General features: G+C 43.1%; 19 protein-coding genes and 1 tRNA gene. 4 read left to right on the top strand and 16 right to left on the bottom strand.

Annotated features, from left to right (window positions below):
* Window positions 1-3 precede the first annotated feature (3 nt).
* Window positions 4-76: transfer RNA gene (locus AC6UD8_RS05190), tRNA-Lys, on the top strand.
* A gap of 104 nt (window positions 77-180) precedes the next feature.
* On the opposite strand, the gene AC6UD8_RS05195 is transcribed toward AC6UD8_RS05190, so the two are convergent.
* From AC6UD8_RS05195 to dnaA, 16 genes are all read right to left on the bottom strand, one after another.
* Window positions 181-348, bottom strand: coding sequence for a hypothetical protein (locus tag AC6UD8_RS05195; RefSeq protein ID WP_500695955.1), 168 nt, complete (start codon window positions 346-348; stop codon window positions 181-183).
* A 67-nt stretch (window positions 349-415) separates the two neighbouring features.
* Window positions 416-1,027: a hypothetical protein gene (locus AC6UD8_RS05200; protein ID WP_500699697.1), complete on the bottom strand. Its 612-nt coding sequence runs from the start codon at window positions 1,025-1,027 to the stop codon at window positions 416-418.
* 14 nt (window positions 1,028-1,041) lie between these two features.
* Window positions 1,042-2,370 (bottom strand): MFS transporter, encoded by a 1,329-nt coding sequence (locus tag AC6UD8_RS05205; protein ID WP_500699698.1) that lies wholly within the window; start codon window positions 2,368-2,370, stop codon window positions 1,042-1,044.
* Between the two features lie 62 nt (window positions 2,371-2,432).
* Window positions 2,433-3,833: a replicative DNA helicase gene (gene dnaB / locus AC6UD8_RS05210; protein ID WP_500695952.1), complete on the bottom strand. Its 1,401-nt coding sequence runs from the start codon at window positions 3,831-3,833 to the stop codon at window positions 2,433-2,435.
* A 30-nt stretch (window positions 3,834-3,863) separates the two neighbouring features.
* Window positions 3,864-4,316: a 50S ribosomal protein L9 gene (gene rplI / locus AC6UD8_RS05215; protein ID WP_500694197.1), complete on the bottom strand. Its 453-nt coding sequence runs from the start codon at window positions 4,314-4,316 to the stop codon at window positions 3,864-3,866.
* A gap of 51 nt (window positions 4,317-4,367) precedes the next feature.
* Entirely contained in the window at window positions 4,368-6,389 is a 2,022-nt protein-coding gene (locus tag AC6UD8_RS05220) for a DHH family phosphoesterase (RefSeq protein ID WP_500695951.1), read from the bottom strand.
* Window positions 6,390-6,499: 110 nt separating this feature from the next.
* The gene (gene rpsR, locus AC6UD8_RS05225) at window positions 6,500-6,736 is read right to left on the bottom strand and encodes a 30S ribosomal protein S18 (RefSeq protein WP_010022194.1); all 237 of its coding nucleotides are present in this window, start codon (window positions 6,734-6,736) and stop codon (window positions 6,500-6,502) included.
* A 38-nt stretch (window positions 6,737-6,774) separates the two neighbouring features.
* A complete protein-coding gene (gene ssb, locus AC6UD8_RS05230; RefSeq protein WP_500699699.1) occupies window positions 6,775-7,284 on the bottom strand; it encodes a single-stranded DNA-binding protein in 510 nt (169 codons plus the stop codon).
* A 25-nt stretch (window positions 7,285-7,309) separates the two neighbouring features.
* Entirely contained in the window at window positions 7,310-7,609 is a 300-nt protein-coding gene (rpsF, locus tag AC6UD8_RS05235; RefSeq protein WP_500694200.1) for a 30S ribosomal protein S6, read from the bottom strand.
* A gap of 181 nt (window positions 7,610-7,790) precedes the next feature.
* Window positions 7,791-8,762, bottom strand: coding sequence for a GMP reductase (locus AC6UD8_RS05240; RefSeq protein WP_500699700.1), 972 nt, complete (start codon window positions 8,760-8,762; stop codon window positions 7,791-7,793).
* Between the two features lie 186 nt (window positions 8,763-8,948).
* Complete coding sequence (gyrA, locus tag AC6UD8_RS05245) at window positions 8,949-11,390, bottom strand: DNA gyrase subunit A (protein WP_500699763.1); 2,442 nt, start codon at window positions 11,388-11,390, stop codon at window positions 8,949-8,951.
* Window positions 11,391-11,513: 123 nt separating this feature from the next.
* Window positions 11,514-13,463, bottom strand: coding sequence for a DNA topoisomerase (ATP-hydrolyzing) subunit B (gene gyrB / locus AC6UD8_RS05250; protein ID WP_500694202.1), 1,950 nt, complete (start codon window positions 13,461-13,463; stop codon window positions 11,514-11,516).
* A gap of 21 nt (window positions 13,464-13,484) precedes the next feature.
* On the bottom strand, window positions 13,485-14,600 hold the full coding sequence (recF, locus tag AC6UD8_RS05255; protein ID WP_500699701.1) for a DNA replication/repair protein RecF: 1,116 nt from the start codon (window positions 14,598-14,600) through the stop codon (window positions 13,485-13,487).
* 8 nt (window positions 14,601-14,608) lie between these two features.
* Complete coding sequence (yaaA, locus tag AC6UD8_RS05260) at window positions 14,609-14,827, bottom strand: S4 domain-containing protein YaaA (protein ID WP_500694205.1); 219 nt, start codon at window positions 14,825-14,827, stop codon at window positions 14,609-14,611.
* Window positions 14,828-15,090: 263 nt separating this feature from the next.
* Window positions 15,091-16,230 (bottom strand): DNA polymerase III subunit beta, encoded by a 1,140-nt coding sequence (gene dnaN / locus AC6UD8_RS05265; RefSeq protein WP_500699702.1) that lies wholly within the window; start codon window positions 16,228-16,230, stop codon window positions 15,091-15,093.
* 216 nt (window positions 16,231-16,446) lie between these two features.
* Window positions 16,447-17,787: a chromosomal replication initiator protein DnaA gene (gene dnaA / locus AC6UD8_RS05270; protein ID WP_500699703.1), complete on the bottom strand. Its 1,341-nt coding sequence runs from the start codon at window positions 17,785-17,787 to the stop codon at window positions 16,447-16,449.
* A 482-nt stretch (window positions 17,788-18,269) separates the two neighbouring features.
* On the opposite strand from dnaA, the gene rpmH reads away from it, so the two are divergent.
* From rpmH to AC6UD8_RS05285, 3 genes are read left to right on the top strand one after another with little or no spacing between them, the layout of a single operon-like run.
* A complete protein-coding gene (rpmH, locus tag AC6UD8_RS05275) occupies window positions 18,270-18,404 on the top strand; it encodes a 50S ribosomal protein L34 (protein ID WP_500694208.1) in 135 nt (44 codons plus the stop codon).
* 58 nt (window positions 18,405-18,462) lie between these two features.
* Entirely contained in the window at window positions 18,463-18,819 is a 357-nt protein-coding gene (gene rnpA / locus AC6UD8_RS05280; RefSeq protein WP_500695946.1) for a ribonuclease P protein component, read from the top strand.
* A 2-nt stretch (window positions 18,820-18,821) separates the two neighbouring features.
* Window positions 18,822-19,658: a YidC/Oxa1 family membrane protein insertase gene (locus tag AC6UD8_RS05285; protein WP_500696254.1), complete on the top strand. Its 837-nt coding sequence runs from the start codon at window positions 18,822-18,824 to the stop codon at window positions 19,656-19,658.
* The last annotated feature ends 65 nt before the right edge of the window (window positions 19,659-19,723 follow it).

Genomic DNA, 19,723 nt, shown 5'->3' on the forward strand with positions numbered 1-19,723 from the left:
TTTGGGCAGTTAGCTCAGCTGGCAGAGCAACGGACTCTTAATCCGTGGGTCCAGGGTTCGATCCCCTGACTGCCCATCACATATCATGATCATGGTTAACGCCATGATCTTTTTTTATATCATTAATTTCACTAAAAAAGGAAAGACCATCTTCGTTAATTGCGAAGGATCCTTCCTTTTTTATTTTTTAATTGCTAAAATCTCGGTTAAAATTGCTAGAACAGCACAAAAGCCGGCCATCGCCAGACCAATCCAAATCAAGCTTTGATCCTCAATAAACGGAACGAGGATCAAAAACATTGCCGCCAAAAAGGCCAAGATTAACGATAGGACATGTTGCTTCTTCACGCTTAACACCTCTAATCCTTGAACACCATGGGATTACATCAATTGTTTCACGTGGAACAATTATCATTTAAAACAGTGAAGTCTGTTGATAGGCAACTTCATCTACTTCTTTCAACTGATTAATCACAACTTGGACACCTTTGGTGGTAAAAGCCGCGTTTACGTATAGTTTATCCGCTCCACATGGTTGAGGCAAGTTAAAATGACCAATTTTTGGTACCATTAACCGTTTTTTAATACTCAGGTCACTGGGGCTATTATTTCCCTTGAGCCATTTGATGGTGTAGTGATGGACTCTTAAGAACTGGTAAAACTCATGTTTCGTCATTTCCATCCCACTTACGTGTAACTCACCGTAAACGTCATCAATTGATTTAGTGATCTGATTCTGCTTTAAACTATTTCCGTAACGCAACACGATTGGTTTTACCTGCTGCTGAATCCAGCGCATTAGTCGGTCAGCACGTGGATAATTACTAAGGGAAGCAAGACGACACGTTCCTAAAACGGTTAATTGGTTAACTCCATTTTCATCAGTCACTAGTTCACTGTCTGAAAGTGAAACCATTTTGGGCTTCAATAAATTAATTACATCTAAGTAGTCAAAATAGACGTTCGACCCATTGAAACTAACGGTCAGTGAGTGCCCACGAAAACCACCTACATCAATTACGTGCACGTTCTCACCTCCAACTAGTCTTTAATGTCGTTTAAGATCCATACTGAGATTGCCGCCAAAACCATGGTAACCGCAGCAATCGCAAAGATGTTAGCAATGGATCCAATTGCCATCACAACTAGTGGACTAGCAAGTGAAGCCACAATTTGAGGAATACAAATTTGAACGTTAAACAGTCCCATGTACACACCAATGTACTTTCCTGGAATCTCACGGGTTACAAAAGTCAACGGGTAGACCGAAACGCCAGCCCATCCAATGCCAATCAAAATAAACGCAAGCACCTGCAAGAAAACGGTGTGGGAGAATGCTGACATCAAAAAGCCGACTCCGCCAATTACCAAACTAATTGAAAAGAGCAACTTGTACTTTCGTTGGGGGATTCTTGATAGTAAAAGTGAAAAAATAACAGCTGATAAAGCATAAACGGCCGATAAAATTCCAAATAAATTACCACCGGACTGATAACCACTGCTCATCGGATTGGTTGTGTTGAAAACGTTTTTGGCAATGATACTCGTCCCGTACATCCACATGTAGGCAAAGCCAATGTAGGCAAAAAGTTGGATGATGGATACCACCCAGAAAACGCGTGGGGCATCTTTTAAAAGCATCCACGTACTCTTTTTGGCCCGTTCGCCATTCTGCTCCAGTCCATGATAGTCATTAAACTGTTTAGGGGGATACTCATCAACCTTCATGACGGTAATAAACGTACAGAAGATTAAAACGACCACCGCAACGTAGAACGAAAAAATGACTGAATTAGGAATCATTCCTTTACTAGCGGTGTTACTGACCCCGAGCTCGGTGAAAACCCACGGCGATAGGCATGCCAGCACACTCCCAATGTTTAAGAAAAAACTCTGAATTGAGTAGGCAAACCCACTCTGACGTTGATTAACCATATCACCAATCAACATCTTGTAGGGTTGCACACACATATTGAACGCAATCATCAAAACCAACGTGATGACGGCGGCCAGTGAGATCGTAATGATGCTCGGCCAGCCAAAATCACCAACGTTTGGTAAAAGAAACAGGGTAATGGCGGAAGCAACGGTTCCAATAATGAGGTAGGGAATTCTTCTTCCCCATTTTGGCACCCAGGTTCGATCGGACCACGCTCCCACTAACGGTTGGACAAATAATCCCGCAATTGGAGGAATAATAAACAGAAGCCCTAAAAGACTCGGAGAAGTCCCGAGGGTCTGAAAAATTCTTCCCAGTTGCGAATTCATTAAGCCAAACGCCATTTGGACTCCAAGAATTCCAAAGGATAGAAACCAGATTGCGGCCGTGGTAAGTTTTGGCAACCCTTGTGTCTTTTCATTGTTATTCATTGAAAATCCTCTCAATCATTCTTAATTTTAATAAAAAGACCACTTACTCTGTAAGTGGCCTTTTACTGTACACCATCGTTTGAAGCGTATGAAATCGATGAAAACTTATTATACGATTTAATAAAGAGCAGTTTAACCGTTCCACGTGGACCCGAACGGTTCTTTTCGATAATAACTTCAACTTCGCCAACGTTATCATCGTCATTTTCAACATCGGAACGTGGATCTTGGTCATCATCGTCTGAATCGTGTTCATAATAATCCTCTCGGTATAAGAATGCAACAATGTCAGCATCCTGTTCGATTGACCCCGATTCACGGATATCAGACAGCACCGGACGCTTGTCCTGACGCTGTTCCACTCCACGCGAAAGCTGAGATAACGCAATCACTGGCACCTGTAATTCATTGGCCAGTTTTTTAAGTTGTCTGGAAATCTCAGACACTTCCTGTTGCCGGTTTTCTTTATTACCACCCTCAATTAACTGGAGGTAGTCGACCACAATCAGCCCTAAGTTCCCCGTTTGTTTTGCCAAGCGACGACAGTTAGCCCGAATTCCAGCCATTTTATTGCCGGGAGTATCATCAATGTAAATGTGGGCCTTAGAAAGACTGCCCATCGCGATGACTAGGTTCTGCCATTCCTCTTCGGTCAACTGACCCGTTCTAAGGTGATTGGCGTCAATGCTACCTTCGGCACACAACATTCGGTTCACTAACGATTCGGCACTCATTTCCAAACTGAAAATGGCCACCGTCTTGTCGGTCTTGGTTCCCACGTTTTGCGCAATGTTTAGCGCAAAGGCGGTTTTACCAACGGCCGGTCTGGCAGCTAGAATCATCAATTCGCCGGGATGAAGTCCGGTCGTCATCTTGTCGAGCTCATGATAACCAGTCGCAAGTCCCGTGATGTCGTCGCCACCATTTTGAGAAAGTTGGTCAATCTTTGTAAATGATTCGTTTAAAACGTCCTTGATGTTCTTAAATCCCGACTGATTACGGTCCTCAGAGACGTTCATAATGTCACGTTCGGCATTATCGAGGAGGTCTTCGACGTCTTCGGACTGTTCATATCCCTGAGTGGCAATGTTAGTAGCCGTCTGAATCAAGCGCCTGAGCACGGCCTTATTTCTTACAATTTTCGCGTAGTAGACCAAATTAGCGGCCGTTGGGACGGCGTTGGTCAGATCAATGATGTAAGGCACACCACCAACGTCTTCCAGTTGGTCCCGCTGCTTCAAAAGATCGGTCACGGTCACGGCATCAATGCCCTGATCGTCATCATTTAGATCCAACATCGCCTTAAAAATTAATTGATGCGCTCGCTTATAGAAGTCATCTGGATTCAGATATTCCATCGCGTCAACTAAACCGTCGGTACTCAGAAAAATGGAACCCAAAACGGCCTTTTCGGCCTCAATATTTTGTGGTGGCGTATGATCATTTAAAGTATCGTTGTTCATTATCGACTCTTTTCTAACTGCAACTTACGACTATTTTTCGCTTACGTGAACCCGAATTTGAGCGGAAACCTGGGGATGAACCTTAACGGGAACATCGGTGTATCCCATGGTCTTGATTGGTTCACTTAATTCAATCTTCCGTTTATCCAGTTTAATGTTGTATTGATCCAAAAGTCCCTGGGCAATCTGTTTACTGGTAATAGAACCGAACAAGCGACCGTCAGATCCAGCCTTGGCCTTCAGTTCAACGACGGTTTTGTCATTTTCAAGTTCTTTTTTCAGTTTCTTGGAATCTGCTAGTTCCTCTTGCTCGTGCTCCTGTTCAACGTGTTGTTGAGCCTTTAATTCACTGATAGCCTGCTTGGTAGCTTCTTTAGCCAAGCCCTTCTTAATCAAAAAGTTGTTAGCATACCCGGATGGCATGTCCTTAACATCGCCCCGGTTACCCTTGCCTTTAACATCGCTTAAAAAGATTACTTTCATTTTAAATCCCTCCTTGTTTACTAATAATTTAACAGATTTAAACTAATTCTGCTATTGGTCGGTTTTATCATCGTTATTAACGATTTTATCAATGGCACCTAGCAGTGTCTTCTTAACCTCTGAAACACTTTCGTCGGGAATTTGCGTAGCTCCCGCTGATAAGTGGCCACCTCCACCAAGTGCTTCCATAATCAACTGAACGTTAATGTTACCATTACTTCGCGCCGAGATTCCAATGTTCCCGTTCGTCCGCTTAAAGACGATAAACGAGGCTTCCACTCCGTCAATCGTCAGTAGCGAATCAACGGCTTGCGCGGCAATGACCGAATCATATTCCTTATCATCCTCAGCGGTAATCAGGGCCATGTTCTCATCAATCTGTTCCATCATGGAAATCAGGTGGTTTCGGGCCATGTAATTATTAATACTTTCCTTCATAAAGTCGGCCATTTCGTCAGCGTTGGCACCAGCTGACCGCAGATAGCTCGCCGCATCAAACGTTCTCGTTCCCGTTCTAATCGTAAAAGATTGGGTATCAACCACAATCCCACTCAGCATGGCGGTCGCTTCTAACTGGTTGATTGGATCGGCGTCCTGAGACTGGTACTCAAACATCTCGGTAATCAGTTCGCAGGCTGACGAAGCGTAAGGTTCAATGTAAACCAGGATCGGATTCTCTGGGAAGTCCTCACCACGCCGGTGATGGTCGATGATGACGACGCGGTTCTTTAAGCGTTTGTAAAGGTCCCCAGAAACACCCATGTCAGGTTTAGAATGGTCAACCATAATCAGCAAACTGTTGTCAGTTGCCTTTTTCAACGCTTTATCTGGAGTAATAATTGATTCTTTAATGTCTGGATAATCATCAATCGCGTTTAATAACCGCTTGATGTCTGAGTGCGGTTCTTCGTCATCCATCACAATCCAACACTGCTTCCCGTTCATTTGGGCAATCCGTCTAATTCCCATGGCGGCTCCCATCGCGTCCATGTCAGGCTGTGCATGACCCTGAACGAAGATCTGATCCGATTCTTTCATTAACTCTTGTAAAGCGTGGGAAATCATTCGCGCCCGGACCCGAGTTCGTTTCTCCATTGGGTTCGTCTTTCCACCATAGTAGCGGGCTTCTTTGTCCTTAGCCTTAACGACCACCTGATCTCCACCACGACCGAGGGCTAAATCAAGGTTACTCTGAGCCTGGTCGGCTAAGTTGTTCAGGTTATTATCATCGTATGAAATCCCGATACTAAGGGTCAAAGGAAGGTTCTGTTTCGAGGTATCCTCTCGAATCACGTCTAAAATCTTAAATTTATCCGCCTCAATTTGATTCAACGCGGAAACGTACAACAGAATAAAGTAATGATCGGCATCAATTCGCTTTAGAAAAATCCCGTATTCCTGCGCCCACGAGCTCAGTTCGTTGGTGATGTAGTTTCTAAGGTTCGAGACGTCCTGGTCGCTCATTGACTGCGTAATTTCGTCAAAATTATCCAGAAAAATCTGGCCGACCGCAATTTTACCGTTTTCGTACTTCTTTTCAATCTCAGCATAGCGGGTAATGTCCATCATGTAGACGGTGTTGTACTCTCTTTGAATCAACATATCGAACATGTGACCGCGCCAGGTGACCTCAATCGGCTTGGTCTGGTCAAGGTTGGCCTGAATGATGTCAAAGAGGTCTGGAGCAGAATGGTCAAGTGGATATCCGACCACCTCCGTACTATCAAAGTATGGCTGTAAATATGGATTAATCCACTCCACCACGTGGTTATCATCAAGGATTAAGATCCCAATCGGCATCTCAAGTAGTGACTCCTGTTGTCCGCGCATGATTTGATAGGACAAATCATTGATGTACTTATCGGATTCTTCACCCACGCGGTTCATCGTGTTAATGGTATAGACGAGTCCCACACAAGCAATCAGTAAAAGAACGATTCCGATAAAGAAGTTGTAGAGAAAGGCAATTACTAGTCCCAAAATCAATGAAATTGCAATAAAAATCGTAATTTTTCTTAATCGTGTATTTTTTAAAAATGGCGGCAACGTCATTTGTGAAAAGAATTTCTTCATAGTAACTCCCATCTTTGCTCCATTATAGCTTCTATTTTATCACATTGAGGCAACCCAATAATCGGATAAAAAAAAGACCTAACTAAATTAGTTAAGTCTCAAATTCTTAATTAGTCACCAACTACGAATGGCATTAAGCCCATGATGCGGGCACGCTTGATCGCAATGGTCAACTTACGTTGGTTTTTAGCGCTTGTTCCGGTAACTCGACGAGGTAAAATCTTACCACGTTCTGATACGAAACGTCTTAACAAATCAACGTCTTTGTAATCAATGTATTCAATGTGATTAGCGGCGATAAAGTCAACCTTACGGCGACGATGGCCACCTCTTCTTTGTTGAGCCATGTGTAATTCCCTCCTAAAACATTAATCAAATCGTTCCATTAAAATGGAAGATCGTCATCGGAAATATCAATCTGGTCTCCAGAGTTAGCAAACGGATCCTTCGAATTGTCGTTGCCCTTGCTATTGTTAGGAGTGGCCTGACCACTCGTCTTTGGAGTTCCAAATGGATTTTCGCTAGGATCGTGATTGCCACCGTTGTTAACTTGACCCTGCCCATTTCCGTTCTGTGAACGTGGTTCAAGGAGGGTGAAGTTCTCAACGACTACTTCGGTAACATAAACTCGTTGACCCTGCTTGTTTTCGTAATTTCGGGTCTGAATTCGACCTTCAATTCCAACCAGGGAACCCTTATGCACGAAGTTGGCAAAGTTTTCAGCTGATTTGCGCCAAATGACACAGTTGACGAAGTCAGCTTCCCGATCACCATTTGAGTTAGTGAAACGACGGTCAACAGCTAGCGTAAAAGTACCCACTGCTGCGCCGTTCTGGGTGTATCGCAAATCAACGTCTCGTGTTAAGCGTCCAGTAAGAACTACTGTATTAATCATACTGAAAAACTCCTTTCATTCTAAATTATTTGTCGTCTCTTCTTACGATCATATGACGTAAGATGTCTTTGTTAAACTTAGCAAGACGGTCAAACTCGTCTAGACCTTGGTCGTTGTCGCCTTCTTCAACGTTAACAATGTGGTAAGTACCTTCATTGTAACCGCCGATTTCGTAGGCAAGACGACGTTTTTGCCAGTCTTTTGAATCGATTACGTTTGCACCGTTATCAGTCAAGATCTTATCGAAGCGGTTGACCAAGTCAGTCTTGGCAGCATCGTCGATATCTGGTCTGATGATGTAAGTAATTTCGTATTTGTTTTCCATGAATTACACCTCCTTGTGGACTGTCGGCTCTCCAGTGATTTGGAGAGCAAGGGGAGTCAATTAACATCTAATTAAACTCACAACGATTGATTATATCATTGATTGTTTTTTACTTCAACAGGACATTTGAGACGTTGACTTGCGATACATGATTAAATACGAAGCTTTTTTAAATCTTTTTTTAATCACCATTATAAATTGAATTTTTTACGACCACGTAATCAACTTTTCTAATGGCATCAATGTCTTTTCCACCAGCATAAGAAATTGATGACTGCAAATCTTCTTGCATCTCCCGTAAGGTGTCGTAGATGCTGCCCTTAAACGGAACCAGCAACTTCTTACCCTCGACGTTCTTGTAAGCACCCTTTTGAAATTGCGATGCGGAACCAAAGTACTCTTTGTATTCCTTACCGTCTTTTTCAACGTTTTTACCGGGCGACTCTTCGTGGCCCGCAAACATCGATCCAATCATGCACATTGTAGCACCAAAGCGAATTGATTTCGCAATATCACCATCGGTCCGAATCCCACCGTCAGCGATGATGGGCTTTCTGGCACCCTTCGCACAATACCGAATGGCAGCTAATTGCCATCCTCCCGTTCCAAAGCCGGTCTTAATCTTGGTAATGCAGGCTTTCCCGGGTCCAATTCCAACCTTGGTAGCGTCCGCTCCGGCATTTTCAAGTGCCCGCACGGCTTCTGGCGTTCCAACGTTTCCAGCAATCAGGAAAGTGTCAGGCATCTGTTCTTTGACGAATTTAATCATATTGATAACCGAGTCCGAGTATCCGTGAGCAATGTCAATCGTAACGTATTCAGGAAGCTGGTTGGCTTTGACCAACTCTTTAATGAAGTCATACTCGCCAGGCTTGACCCCAATGCTGATAGAGGCAAAGACCCCGTCAGCGTGCATCTTTTTAACAAAATCAAGTCGTTTCTCAGGTTGAAAACGGTGCATGACGTAAAAATAACCGTTTTTTGCAAGGCTTTCGGCTAAATCAGCATTAATGACCGTTTGCATGTTGGCGGGTACGACCGGAATCTTGAACTTACGGCCACCAAATTCCACGGAAGTATCACACTCACTTCTAGAATTGACCACACACTTATTCGGAATCAGTTGAATATCTTCGTAATCAAACACGTCCATCTTCATAACTCTCCTTGATTATTTTACGAACTATTTTGTCAAATTTAGTTTAAATGTTTCAAACACAACCAATATCATAATCGAATTGCACCATTTAATCAATATGAAAGTGCCAATTTACGAATGTTAACCATAAATTTAGGCAAAAAAATAGCACTACCGTTAACGTAGTGTTATTTTAAAGCATTATTCTTCGGATTGATCGGTAGATGAAGCTGGTTCATTGACCTTTGATTCATTCTCTTCATCCTTAGCAACGACTGCCATCGTCGCAACTTTGGCATTATCGTCGACCCGGATTAAGTGAACTCCAAGGGTGGCACGACCGGTTTCTGAAACGTTGGAAACGGCAAACCGAATCATAACACCCATGTTAGTGATTAACATGATGTCTTCATCACCAGTCACGGTACTTAATCCCACTAGGGGACCATTTTTCTTAGTAACGTTTGACGTCTTGATTCCTTTACCACCGCGACCCTTGATCGGGTAGTCGGAAGCTTTCGTGCGTTTCCCATATCCATTTTCAGAAATGACAAACACGTCACTGTCAGGTGTCAAGATGGCCGCTCCAACCACATAGTCATTTGGTCTGAGTCGAACTCCTCTCACTCCTGAAGCCGAACGTCCCATAGAGCGAACGTCATCAGCTCTAAAGCTAACGGCGTATCCCAAATGAGTTCCAATGATCATGTTGTCGCCGTTATCCACGATGGATACGCCAATCACTTCATCATTATCGTGTAAGTGAATGGCCTTTAAACCATTCTTTCGAATGTTCAAGAAGTCAGAGACTGGGGTTCGTTTAACCGTTCCCAGTTTCGTTGTAAAGAACAGGTACTTGTCCTCGTCATTATGCTGGGACGAAATACTGATAACCGTTTGAATCTTCTCATTTTGACCCAAGTTTAAGAGGTTAACAATTGGAATTCCCTTCGCGGATCGTCCGTACTCTGGGACTTCGTAAGCTTTCATACTATAAACTTTGCCAGCGTTCGTGAAGAACAAGAGTCGATCATGGGTTGCCGTTGACAGGAGATGTTCAATGAAATCGTCCTTATTGACACCCATTCCTTGAATTCCACGACCTCCACGATTTTGGGCCTTGAACTCGTCGGTTGGTAGTCGTTTAATGTAACCGTTGTGGGTCAAAGTAATTACGACGTTTTCCTCTTCAATTAAATCTTCGTCCTCAATACTGGTAATTTCACCAACCAGTAATTCGGTCCGCCGTTTGTCACCAAACTTCTTCTGAATCTCAAGGAGTTCATCGTAAATAATGCCGTTGATCCGATCTCGACTGTTTAAAATGTCTTTGTAATCTTTAATGTTAGCCAGTAATTTATTATGCTCGTCGGTAATCTTGCCACGTTCCAGTCCGGTTAATCGAACCAGCCGCATGTCTAAGATGGCCTGCGCTTGCTTGTCGTCTAAATCAAAATTGCTAATCAGTTCGTTTTTGGCGATATCGCCAGTCGCGGAATTACGAATAATCTTGATGACGGCGTCAATGTTGTCAAGAGCAACCAGTAACCCTTCCAGAATGTGAGCTCGAGCCTGAGCCTTACGTAAGTCAAACTTCGTTCTTCTGGTAATAACTTCCACCTGATACTCCAGGTAGTACTGCAGAATTTGTTTCAGACTCAAGACTTTCGGCGCACCATCAACGATGGCTAGCATGTTGAAACTAAAGGAGGTTTGCATCAGGGTTAACTTGTACAAATTGTTCAAGATAACTTCAGCTGAAGCATCCCGTTTGACATCAATCACAACCCGCATCCCGTCCTTATCGGACTCATCGTTAATGGCGGTAATACCTTCAATTCGTTTGTCCCTTACTAGTTCAGCAATCCGTTCGATTAACTTAGCCTTGTTGACCATGTACGGCAATTCAGTCGCAATAATGCGCTGTTTGCCGTTTTTTTGTTCCTCAATGTCAACCTTAGCCCGAACAATGATACTACCACGACCCGTTTCGTAGGCTCTTCTGATTCCGGATTTACCCATGACCACTCCCCCAGTTGGGAAGTCAGGTCCGGGCAGAGCTTCCATCAGATCATTGGTGGTAGCGTCTGGATTTCTCATCAAAATGTGAATTGCACTAATTACTTCGCTTAAATTGTGAGGTGGAATGTTAGTGGCCATTCCAACCGCAATCCCAGAAGCTCCGTTTAAAAGGAGGTTCGGAATTCTAGCCGGTAAGACCACTGGTTCACGTTCGGTGCCATCGTAGTTAGGCTGAAAATCAACGGTGTCCTTGTTGATGTCTCGCAACATTTCCATCGCAATCTTGGAGAGTCGCACCTCGGTGTAACGCATGGCAGCGGCACCATCACCATCGACGGAACCAAAGTTTCCGTGTCCGTCAACTAACATGTAACGATAACTAAATTCCTGAGCCATTCGAACCATGGCCTCATACACGGAACTGTCACCGTGAGGATGAAACTTTCCTAGAACATCCCCAACAATTCGCGCGGATTTCTTGTAAGGCTTATCCGGTGTAACTCCTAGTTCGTGCATATCGTACAGGATTCGACGATGAACCGGTTTTAAGCCGTCACGAACGTCAGGAAGCGCACGGGACACAATCACACTCATTGCATAATCCAAGAATGATGATCTCATCTTCTTCGATAATTCAATGTTTTGAACTCGACTTGGTTTATTATTTTCTTCATTTGCCAAGAGATTTTGCCTCCATTCCTTGTTAAATCAGTCAATTAACCTAATTGTTTCACGTGAAACAATTTATACATCCAGATTTTCAACAAAGGTTGCGTTATCTTCAATAAACTTCCGTCTTGGAGCCACCTTTTCACCCATTAACATGGTGAAGGCTTCTTGAGCAGCCGAAGCATCATCAGAAGTAACCCTTAGAAGCCGACGATGATCTGGATTCATGGTGGTGTCCCACAACTGCGAGGCATCCATTTCGCCTAAACCTTTGTATCGTTGAATTTGTGGTTTTGGTGAAGCTGGTAGTTGAGCTAATAACTCCTGGAGTTCTTCATCAGAATCAACGTATCGCTGGAACTTATTTCCTTGACGAACTCGGTACAACGGTGGCTGGGCAATGTAGACGTATCCAGCATCAATCATTGGACGCATGTAGTTATAAATTAAGGTTAGAAGCAAAATCTGAATGTGGGCCCCATCAACATCGGCATCGGTCATGATGATTAACTTGTGGTAGTTAACCTTACTAATGTCGAAGTCACTGCCAAAGCCAGTCCCCATCGCGGTAAACAAAGAACGAATTTCTTCATTAGCCAGAATTTTTTCCATCGTGGCCTTTTCAACGTTTAAAATCTTGCCACGAATTGGCAGGATAGCCTGCGTCAGTCTAGAACGACCTTGTTTAGCGGAACCCCCGGCCGAGTCACCTTCGACAATGAACAATTCAGAGACTTTCGGATCCTTACTAGTATTATTAGCTAACTTCCCGGGTAAACTGTTGATTTCAAGTCCGCTTCGTTTTCTGGTTACTTCACGAGCTCTTTTCGCTGCGGCTCGCGCTTTAGAGGCCACGGAACCCTTTTCAACAATCTGTTCGGCAATCTGAGGATGTTCCATCATGAACTTGGAAAATTCCTGACCGAAAATGTGGTTCGTAGCGGTTCTCGCATCAGAGTTACCAAGTTTTGTCTTGGTCTGACCCTCAAATTGAGGATCGGGATGCTTAACCGAAACGACCGCGGTCATTCCTTCTCGAACATCGTCACCAGAAAGGTTCGGTTCGCTATCCTTAATTAAATTGTTGTTTCTCCCGTAGTTATTGATAATTCGGGTCAAAGCCTGCTTGAACCCTTCTTCGTGGGTTCCACCCTCATAGGTATTGATGTTATTAGTAAACGTCAAAAGGGTACTGTGGTAATCGTTAGTGTACTGAATTGAAACTTCGACCGTGATGCCATTTTCCTGACCCTCAATGTAGATGGGATCCTTGAAGATTGGAGTGCGACCCCGATCGAGGAATTCAACGTAGTGCCGAATTCCACCTTCGTAGAAGAAATCGTGTTCCACGGGTTTTTCGGGGCGATCATCTCTAATTGTGATTCTTAACCCCTTGTTTAAAAAGGCCAGTTCTCTGACACGCGTGGTCAAAGTCTTCATGTTAAAGGTCGTGGTCTCGGTAAAGATGTCTGGATCGGGAACAAAGTGAACCTTAGTTCCGTGAGCATCTCTGGGTGCGTCCCCAATGACCTTCATTGGCGTCTTGACGTGACCCCTTTCAAAATCCATGTAGTACCGCTTGCCACCTTTAGTAACAACAACGTCCAGTTCCTTTGACAAGGCGTTTACCACTGAGGCTCCAACTCCGTGAAGTCCACCAGAAACCTTGTATCCGCCACCACCGAATTTACCACCAGCGTGGAGGATGGTGAAGACGGTTTCTAGTGCCGACTTACCGGTATCTTTTTGGGTGTCGACGGGAATCCCACGACCGTTATCAACGACCGTAATACTGTTATCCTTTTCCACGGTAACGTTGATTTCGTCAGCAAAACCCGCCAACGCTTCGTCAATTCCGTTATCGATAATTTCCCAAACTAAGTGATGGAGTCCCTGTTCGTTAGTGGCTCCAATGTACATTCCAGGACGTTTTCTGACCGCTTCTAGTCCCTTTAGGACTTGGATTTGACTAGCGTCGTACTCCCCGGCCCGTTCTCTTTTTGCTTCTTTTTCTTGATCAGTCACTACAATTCCTCCTCAACTAAGTTACTCGGATACAATGACTCCCTTTTCAATGTGAAAAGTCTTGGGATTGTTGATTAAATCAGATGCGACCCCACTCATACTTGTGGTGGTTAGAAAGGTTTGAACCCGATCCTGAATGGCAGTCAGCAAGTGGGTCTGCCGACTTTCATCAAGTTCAGACAAAACATCATCAAGTAGTAAAACCGGGTACTCGCCGGTTTCTTCTTTCATTAAATCGATCTCGGCCAACTTCGTGGATAATGCCGCCGTTCGCTGTTGACCCTGTGAACCAAAGGTGGAGACATCCTTGCCGTTAACCATGAAGTGTAAATCGTCACGATGCGGCCCAAAGATCGTCGTTCCTTGCCTCACTTCTTTATCTCGATTGGCCTTAAATTTAGCCAGCAGACTCTGATAGATTCGTTCCACTGACGTTAAATCGGCCTTTTTTAGCGCGGTGACGTACTTAAATCGCAACGTTTCCTTTTGTTGTGAAATTTCGTAATGGATGGCCGAAGACCATTTCTGTAATTTGGCAATCAGTTGGATGCGTTGGAAAATAATCTCGGCCGCATACGCTGAAAGCTGGTCTGACAATACATCCAGGTAGACCAGATCACTCTGTTTGTGAAGTAATAGTTCACGTAAATAGGCGTTTCGTTGTTTCAAAATTCGACGGTACTGGGTCATGTTGTATAAATAGCGATTACTCATCTGGCCAAACTCCATGTCCATAAAGTGCCTTCTAATCTGAGGCGAACCCTTTACAATCGACAAATCTTCGGGAGCAAACAAAATCACGTTCAGCTGCCCGACGTAAGACGATAGCTTGGGCTGTTCAATGTGATTGACCTTAGCTCGCTTGCCATTTTTACCAAAATCAAGCTCTAGTTCAGTGGTAGTATGGTTCTTTTTAACTCGACCCCACAATTGCGCATGGTGTTCTTCCCAATTAATCAAATCACGATTGGTAGTGGTCCGATGACTTTTGGTAAGGGCGAGCGCGTAAATTGCTTCAAGTAGATTGGTTTTGCCCTGGGCGTTTTGTCCAAGTAACACGTTCACTCCATCTGAGAAATGAACGTCAGCATCTTTATAATTACGAAAATTGCGTAATTTCAATTCTTCTAGCTGCATGCTTAACCCTACTTTGTCTTAATAAAAAACATCCCTACGTCCGGAATTGAGACCGTATCACCCTGGTAGAGCTTCTTGCCACGTCGATTCTCAGGCTCATCGTTTAGATACACCATATTTTCCTTTAGGTACCACTTCGCTTTGCCACCTGATTCAACAATGTTCTCTTCTTTTAAGAGTTGCCCTAAAGTTATGTACGGAGTCGTTATGAAAATGTCTTTTTTCATGAATTCACCCACTTTCAATCTATTTCTATTATACGCTAAAATTTGGTAAAAGTACATAAATCGGGCGATTTTATGCGTTTTATGCGCGTGTACGCATTTCTAGACAAAAATGCCTCAAATGATCTAAAAAGCTCATATTCGTAAATAAATGGAAATATGAGCTTTTTTAATATTTTGAGGTCTTTGGTAAATATAATTTGGTTTCATTTTAAAGACATAAAAAAAACGACCTCAAAATGAAGGTCGTTAATAATCATTCTTAATTAAAAGGTTCGAACTGGGGTAATCAATTGGATGAAATCTTCTTTATTTTCGGTTGGAACCAGCGTGAACGGACGAAGAGCTGAAGTAAACGCAATCTCAATGTCAGTTTGCCCAAAAACTCTGAGAGCTTCCTTCATATAATCGGGGTTAAACGAAATTTCAAGGTCATCGCCCTCTGAAGTCTTTGGCTTTAAATCTTCTTCAACGGTTCCAACGTCAGGAGAATTCCCCGAAATGGTAACGACCTGGTCGGTTGGTTTAATCGTCAACTTAATGACGTTATTTCGCGATTCATGTGACAACAGCGAAGCCCGCTCGATTGCGGCCAGTAGGTCACCAGCCGCAAACTCCATCTTGGTACTTGAAGTCTTTGGAATCAGACGCGAAGTATCCGGATAATTGCCCTCAAGTAAACGTGAGTAGAATCGGGTTTCGCCGAGGGTAAAGAGGACCTGATTTTCCGACAAGTTCATCTGGATGTTTTGATCGATTCCGTCAAGCATGTGTGAGAGTTCTTTTAAACTGTCACCTGGGATGACCACGTCAAACTTACCGTCGTCATCAGCTGGAAGACTAACTCTTCGTTGGCTTAAACGGTGACTGTCGGTTGCAACCGCAAGCAACTTATTGTTAGCAAGCGTGAAGTGCACCCCGGTCAAGATTGGCCGACTTTCCTGTTTTGAAACCGCAATAACCGTCTGTCCGATAACCTGTCTGAAAATATCAGCCGCTAAATCAACCGTATTCTCGGAATCAATTTCAGGTAGATGTGGGTAACCGTTCGCATCAAGACCGTTGATCGTAAATTCTGAGTTACCTGACTTAATCGTGGTCTGAAAGTTGTCACCAACTTCTAATGACATGGTTTTATCGGGTAACTTTTTGACGATCTCACTAAAGAATCTAGCCGGCAAGACGATGCTACCAGTTGAGTTAATCGTGAGTTCATTATCTGGATTAGAAGCTTGAATGCTAGTTTGAATTGAAACGTCAGCGTTACTACCAGTTAGTAGAATGTCACTTTCTGATACGTCTAATTTTAAACCCGTCAAAATTGGAATGGTCGTTTTTGATGAGATTGCTCTTGATACGGTATTTAGTGCTTTGATGAAAGCATTACGGTTAATTACGAATTTCATTGCCAAATTTCCCCCTCAAAATGTGGTGCATGTTTATTTACTTAATTAAAAAGATAAAAAACAGTAGAAGCAGTAGGCACTGTTAATACTGTGGATAACTCAATGATTAGTTACAGAATAAAAGTTATCAACTGTGGATAACTTTGTGGGTAAATCAACGGTTAAATTCCCGTTTATCCACACCCGTTATTATAACATTTTTAAACCGAGCAACGCTTAGTGCTGGAGTTCCGTCTTGATGTCTGAGATTTGCTTACTCAGATCAGAGTCATTTGCGGCCATTTTACTAATCTTGTCGTAGGCGTGAATGACGGTAGTGTGATCCTTACCACCAAATTCGTCGCCAATTTTTGGAAGCGAATTGTCGGTCATTTCACGTGACAGGTACATGGCAACCTGTCTAGGAACCACGATGGCCTTGACCCGTTTGGTGCCCTTAATTTCCTTTACACTAATGTGATAGTAAGAGGCGACTTTCGAGATAATGTCTGACACGGTCAGAGCCGAGCGCGCCTTGGCCAACTTCAGCGGCCTTAGGGCGTTTGCCACTAGTTCAGTGTCAATGGGAGCGTTATTGAGTTTGGAAAAAGCCTGAACCCTTGATAACGCCCCCTCTAGTTCTCTGACGTTAGACTCAATTTGGCTCGCGATGTAGCCTAATGCGTCCGCTGGAATGTTCATGTTGTCAGCTTTGGCCTTGGCCCTAAGGATAGCGGTTCGTGTCTCTAAATCGGGAGCGGTAATGTCAACGGACAGGCCCCACGCAAACCGGGATACCAACCGGTCTTTTAGTTTTGGCACTTCGTTTGGCAAACGGTCAGACGTTAGCACAATCTGCTTGTGATTGGAATATAACGCTTGAAAGGTGTTAAAAAACTCATCCTGAGTTCCTTCTTTATTACCAAAAAACTGGATGTCATCAACTAAGAGGACGTCGACGTTTCGGTAAACGTTTCTGAAATCATCCATCTTATTGTTTTGGATGGCACCGATAAAGTCGTTGGCGAATTTCTCACTTGTAACGTACATCACCCGCTGACTCGGGTCGTGTTTGATAATGTTGTTGCCAATCGCGTGCATCAAGTGGGTCTTACCTAAACCAACTCCACCATATAAGAAGAGTGGATTGTACAATTTTCCGGGTGATTCACTGACCGCTAACGCTGCGGCCTGAGCCATCTTGTTACCCTGTCCAATCACGAAGGTTTCAAAGGTGTAATTGGGCTCCAAGTGCGTGTCGGTGTAACTATATGACTTTTCGCTCTCGTTTTCCGGTGTAGGAGCTGGGGTTTGCTTCTTTTTTAATTCTTCTTCTAGAACAAATTTTGGTGAAATGTTCTTGTAAGTAATAGCATAAGCGTACTCAACCAGCTGACTTTTAAGCATTTTCTCCCAGTAGTCACGGTGAAGCGAGGATGGTAATTCGAGTGTTAGGGTATCGCCATCATATGAGATTGGGTTCACGGTGGCGATCCATGTATCATATGTCGTTCCCTCAAATTTCGGATCCGCTTTAAATTTACTTTTAATTTTGTTCCATAATTCGTTTTGATCCATTGAGAGTGACTCCTTGTGTTTAAATTATGAATGTATAATATCATTTTTAAAAAAAGTTTTCCACAGAAAAAACAGGGTGTGGACAAATGTTTCACACCCTGTTTACTGTTTATCCACAGCGTTGTTAATAAATATCAAAATCACGCGAATATTTTAGGTAATTAACACGAAAATGTGGACAACTAATTATTAATGTGACGGGGATGTCAGCACTATTATTGATTTTATCCACAGATTGTGGTTAACGTTGTTAACATGCTGTGTTTTTGTTTAAAAACGTGTTGAATTCGTGTTAATTACGGGATGAGTTATCCACAATAATCCACAAGTAAATTTTATGAAACTTTTTTGAATCGAACGGAGTGTTACCTATGAATTTAAAATCCCTATTTGAAGATTGGTCGATTTGTGATACTATAAGTTAGAAAAGCTATTGAATAAACAATTTAATATAGGCGATTAATTAGTAAGGAGGGTTAGTAATGAAAAGAACTTACCAACCAAAGAAACGTCGTAGAAACCGCGTTCACGGATTTAGAAAACGTATGAGCACTGGCAAAGGTCGCAAAGTGTTAGCACATCGACGTCAAAAAGGTAGAAAAGTATTATCGGCATAGGCCACTGACCATTCAGTGGTCTTTTTCATTATTTTTTGAAAATACTTGGAGATTATTCATGAGAAAATCGTACCGTGTCAAAAAAGAAGCTGACTTTCAAAAGGTTTTCGAAAAACATGATTCGGTTGCTAATCGACAATTTGTCGTGTATCAACTGGAAAAGCCGGGACAAAAACATTTCCGCATCGGGATTTCCGTTGGAAAGAAGATTGGAAATGCCGTGCATCGCAACTGGGTTAAACGTAGGATTCGCCAGTCGATCACCGAATTAAAGCCAGACCTAAAAACGGACGTTGATTTTTTAATCATTGCGAGACCGAGAGCGGATGCGATGTCACAAAAAGACGTTAAGGCAAGTCTAATTCATGTTTTAAAGTTAGCTCATTTACTAGATTCTGATTATAGCGAGGAATAAAATTGAAAAAACTTAAACGAATCGCTACTACACTTGCAATTGCCAGTATTGGTCTGGTGCTTACGGCATGTAGTAACGCCCCAATTACTAGTCATAGTAAAGGAATTTGGGATGGCTTAGTTGTCTTGAATTTCTCAAGAGTGATTATTTGGTTATCAAAGTTCTTTGGCGATAACTATGGAATTGGAATTATCCTCTTCACCATTTTGGTTAGAATTATTCTTCTTCCGTTAATGATGTATCAGACCAAGAGTATGAAGAAGACTCAGGAAATTCAGCCCCAATTGAAGGCCCTGCAAAAGAAGTACTCCAGTAAAGATTCAGAGACCATGGAAAAACTGCAGACCGAGCAGCAGAAGCTCTACAAGGAAGCAGGAATTAATCCATGGGCCGGCTGTTTGCCAATGGTAGTCCAGTTGCCAGTGATCTTCGCCTTGTATCAAGCCATCTGGCGAACTCACATCCTTCGAACTGGTCACTTCTTGTGGTTACAGCTGGGAACTCCAGATCCGTACTACATTCTGCCAGTTTTGGCCGCCGTGTTCACGTTCCTTAGTTCGTGGTTGTCAATGAAGGGGCAACCCGAATCAAACGGAATGACCACGATGATGACGATTGGGATGCCAATCATTATCTTCTTCACCGCGTTAAACGTGCCATCAGCTTTGTCACTATACTGGGTGGTAACCAATGCGTTCCAAGTAGTTCAAACGTTATTGATTCAGAACCCTTGGAAGATTAATCGTGAACGTGAAGAAAAAGAACGTGAAAAGCGTCAACACGATCGCGCCGTGAAAAAGGCCATTCGAAAGGCCAAGCAGAGTAAACATCACAAATAGATTACTAAACAAAAAGCAGACGTTGGTCTGCTTTTTTTATTTTTGTGACAAATGTAATATTACAT

The organism is Fructilactobacillus sp. X1R3C1, from assembly GCF_059901545.1.